The organism is Pelomicrobium sp. G1 (genome assembly GCF_051905455.1).
Taxonomy (GTDB): domain Bacteria; phylum Pseudomonadota; class Gammaproteobacteria; order Burkholderiales; family UBA6910; genus Pelomicrobium.
On sequence record NZ_JBQACR010000087.1, the window covers coordinates 1 to 528 of the forward strand.

General features: G+C 59.7%; 1 protein-coding gene and 1 pseudogene. Both read left to right on the forward strand.

Translation table 11 applies throughout. The annotated features are described in order from the left end of the window. The coding region (locus tag ACTFO6_RS17580; protein ID WP_439935718.1) for a helix-turn-helix domain-containing protein at positions 1-233 on the forward strand (233 nt) is incomplete at its 5' end. A gap of 77 nt (positions 234-310) precedes the next feature. Further along, a pseudogene (locus ACTFO6_RS17585) lies at positions 311-528 on the forward strand (IS481 family transposase); the annotation flags it as partial.

Below are 528 nucleotides of genomic sequence, written 5' to 3' on the forward strand. Positions count from 1 at the left end.
TGACAATGCGTGTCGGTTTTGATACGTTAGCAGCGCCCTCAGTCGAAGGGCCGAAGGGCGCTGTGGAGAAGACCGACACGATGAACAAGCAACAGAAAGTGATTCGCTGCGAGGTAGGGCTGCTGGAGCAGGCGCAGCAGCTGGACAACGTCAGGCAGGCATGCCGCATGATGGGGTGCTTGCGAGACAGCATTTACTGGTTCAAGGAACTCTATGAGTGGGGGCCAAGCTAGCGCGCAGGATATCAGCCGGCGAAAGCCCGTGATCAAGAGCCGGGTTGTCCCCGGGATCGAACAGGCGATTGTGGCGCTTGGCGCGCAAACAGCCTGGCTGGGACAGGCGCGGGCATCGATGTACTGACCAGGCGGGTGTGCGCTGTGTTTGGCTGCGTCATGATTGGGAGACGACCCGAAAGCGGCTGAAGGCGCTGAAAGCGAAGGTGGCGCAGAAAGAGCTGATACTGACCGAAGCGCAGGTGCTTGCCATGGAGAAGGCAAAAGCCGAGAAGGAGGTGCACGCAGAGTTCGA